Annotated in this window: 2 protein-coding genes and 1 pseudogene; 1 reads left to right on the top strand and 2 read right to left on the bottom strand. The window is 54.2% G+C overall.

Going from position 1 to position 2,784, the window contains the following annotated elements:
- Window positions 1–695, top strand: a pseudogene (locus RMSM_RS40795) (DUF3417 domain-containing protein); the annotation flags it as partial.
- Between the two features lie 137 nt (window positions 696–832).
- Here RMSM_RS40795 and RMSM_RS08320 read toward each other — a convergent pair.
- Together RMSM_RS08320 and RMSM_RS08315 are read right to left on the bottom strand one after the other, a co-directional pair.
- Window positions 833–1,666, bottom strand: coding sequence for a hypothetical protein (locus RMSM_RS08320; protein WP_008694134.1), 834 nt, complete (start codon window positions 1,664–1,666; stop codon window positions 833–835).
- Between the two features lie 224 nt (window positions 1,667–1,890).
- The gene (locus tag RMSM_RS08315; RefSeq protein ID WP_008694129.1) at window positions 1,891–2,364 is read right to left on the bottom strand and encodes a hypothetical protein; all 474 of its coding nucleotides are present in this window, start codon (window positions 2,362–2,364) and stop codon (window positions 1,891–1,893) included.
- Window positions 2,365–2,784: the final 420 nt, after the last annotated feature.

Genomic DNA, 2,784 nt, shown 5'->3' with positions numbered 1-2,784 from the left:
ATTTATCACAATTGGACGGTTGGTGGGCCGAAGCCTATACACCCGAGGTCGGCTGGGCAATCGGCGATGGCAATGAACACGGCGACGATCCCCAGTGGGATGCAGTCGAAGCAGAGCAGCTCTATAGCGTGCTGGAAAACGAGGTGATCCCCGAGTTCTACGACCGCAACCGACTCGGAATTCCTCTTCGCTGGTTGACTCGTATGCGAGCGAGTATGTCGCAATTAACACCGCAGTTTTCGGCCGTTCGCACCGTCCGTGAGTACACTGAACAGCATTATTTGCCCGCGGCCACCGCGTTTGCCGAGCGGGCCGCGTATAACGGTGCCGCCGGTACCGCGGTCGTCAATTGGGAACATTCGCTCCGGGAAAAATGGGGTTCATTGCAGTTCGGCGAATTCGTCGTTGAATCCACGGGCGACGAGCACCATTTCGCAGTGAACGTGGACGTTGATGGACTGGATCTGAGCTTTGTGCGAGTGGAATTGTATGCCGATTCGGTCAACGGCGAGCCCGCAGTGCGACAGGAGATGCTGCAGTCGGAAACGTCTGAGAACGCTGAAGCCAAGGGGACGACCTTCCATATCACTGTCGCTGCAACCCGCCCGGCAAGCGACTTCACGCCACGAATCGTACCCAGTCACGCCAGCGTCGCCGTACCGCTGGAGCTGGATCTGATCCGCTGGCAACGATGAAACAATCGCAGCAAAGCTCGCGTGTCAGTGTCGCCCAAGTATTTTAGGGCGTAAAGCAGTTTAACAATTTGTCGGTGGGGCGGATGTGTCTGTGCGAGAACTCGTTGCCTCGTGCATTTTGCTGTCGCTTGCTGATGTTACTTGTTGGCGATCAATTCGTTTTGAAAGTCGGTCCAGAACGCTTTGCCCTTGGTGTATTGAATCGGGTCGATGCGAGATTTGAAGGCATCCAGATACGAAAGGTAGCTGTCGGCGTAGTCGACGTACGAGTAATCGGGGGCGGCCCTAGGATTGACGAAACGAGGGTCACCTGGTTCCACTTGGTAGGCAAAGGCACCGGACTGGTCGACATGAAAGTTTGCCAGCAGCGTTGGCATTACCATCTGCAGCTCGTAAAGACTTCGTTCGCCCCAATCCATTCCTTCGGTTGCAGTCTCGAAGGCCTCCGCCACCGGTTTAGGGGTGGTGCTGTCGGGGAATCGAAGTCCCCAAGCGGCACCCGACTGAGTCAATCCGTCGCGGTTCATGTCAATCTGAGCCGGCGGCGGAATTAGCAAATTGATCGCCCCTTCTTCGGTTAGCGAATTGACTTGGATGGGCTCCGCCAGATGATGGATGTCCTGGACCACGGAAAGTTCAGCTGGGGATAGCGAGGACAAAAACGCTTTGGGGGCAATGTACCCGCCGTTTTCATAGGCGTTCTGGACCAGCGCACCGTATTGTTTGCCTAACTGCCGCGGTTGCTCAGTCGTGCGGTAGCGGCCTTGCAACTCGAGCTGAAACCATCCGTCCCACGACTCTTGGATCTGCGTCTGAATCGGCTCTTCGGATTCAATCGGTTCCGCCGAAGCATAGCCCGCGTGCCCGGCACCGGACAACACGTCGCTGAAAACGTTTTGCAGATTGTGTTCCGTCTCCAATTGTCTCTGTTGCAGCGTGGGATAGACAGCGCTGGTATCGGAGATTTTCATCCGTGTGCATCCGAAAATAGGCGACGCAAATAGCGTCTATGATCGGATTGCGGCAAGCCGCCACTTGAGTGAAAACAAAGAAATGCATCAGGAAATGCACGTTCGTAACGGCATGACCGCTGTGATTGGCGTTAGAAAGGTCGGGGACGATCAGCTGTAGCAACGGCCAATGCATTCCACGATGAGACGCCCCGGGGGGAATGCCGAGCTGGTGTCCACTTTGCTCAGCTCAGGTGGGTGTCGAGGCCTTGCATCTGATAACGATAGTCGAACTGCAAATCGGGATGCAATTTCTCCATCGCCTTCTCGATTTTCTTTAGCTGAGTGGCATACATGTTCGCACTGACTTTGCAACTTCGGAAACGAATTTTGCGCTCGACAAATTGCCGGCAAAAGTGGATGCGAATTCGCAATTCGGTTTCTTTGTTGCCCGAGTAGCGGATGTACTTGTCCATCCATCGCACGATCTTTCGCATCGTCTTCTTATGAATGTGATGAGCGGAGGGGAGTTGTTGATCGATTTCGTCACAGACCGCGTCGGCATAACCTTGCTCGTCATCCGCATGCATCAGCAGGTAAGTTAACAGTTCTTTGTTGTCGACTTTGTATTTCGCCAAGCGGACGCAGGCGTCGAGCAGCTCGTCTCGGTCGAGGTTCGCGAGTTCTTTCTTTAACGCATGGATCGATGCCGCCTTCATGTTCTATTTATGTTTCTTTCGGAGGATCATTCGCAGCCAAGGTCGCCAAGATTTTCGGCGGTATCGGGTACGATGAGAGTCGATTGGATTTGCTGCATTCCAAACCGGTGATTAACACCACCGACATGAATTGTACCGGCCTCCGGCCTTAAAAAAAGAACGAATGCGAGTTGTTAGAGCACCCTAAGCCGGACGTTCTCGTCAGCGGCAGGGTAGAACGCACTTCCCGGTGCCTCACGGACCGCGGCTCACCGTTGCGATTCGAATTTGGATTGGACTAAAAGGCCGTTGACGCGTTTCGCTACGGAGCGGGTTTTGTCACGGCAGAATGTCAGTGGAATACGGGACTTGAACCGGACTATTTTTGGGCATCATATTCGGATGCTTCGATCCACGTCAGATCACTCCAGTAGCCGGTAT

The sequence above is a fragment of the Rhodopirellula maiorica SM1 genome (assembly GCF_000346295.1).
Taxonomy (GTDB): Bacteria; Planctomycetota; Planctomycetia; order Pirellulales; family Pirellulaceae; genus Novipirellula; species Novipirellula maiorica.
This window is presented reverse-complemented; position numbering and strand designations above follow the sequence as displayed.

Bases quoted from the DNA above. Each gene is read 5' to 3' on its own strand.
- RMSM_RS08320 (WP_008694134.1), bottom strand. From the start codon at position 1,666: ATGAAAATCTCCGATACCAGCGCTGTCTATCCCACGCTGCAACAGAGA.
- RMSM_RS08315 (WP_008694129.1), bottom strand. From the start codon at position 2,364: ATGAAGGCGGCATCGATCCATGCGTTAAAGAAAGAACTCGCGAACCTC.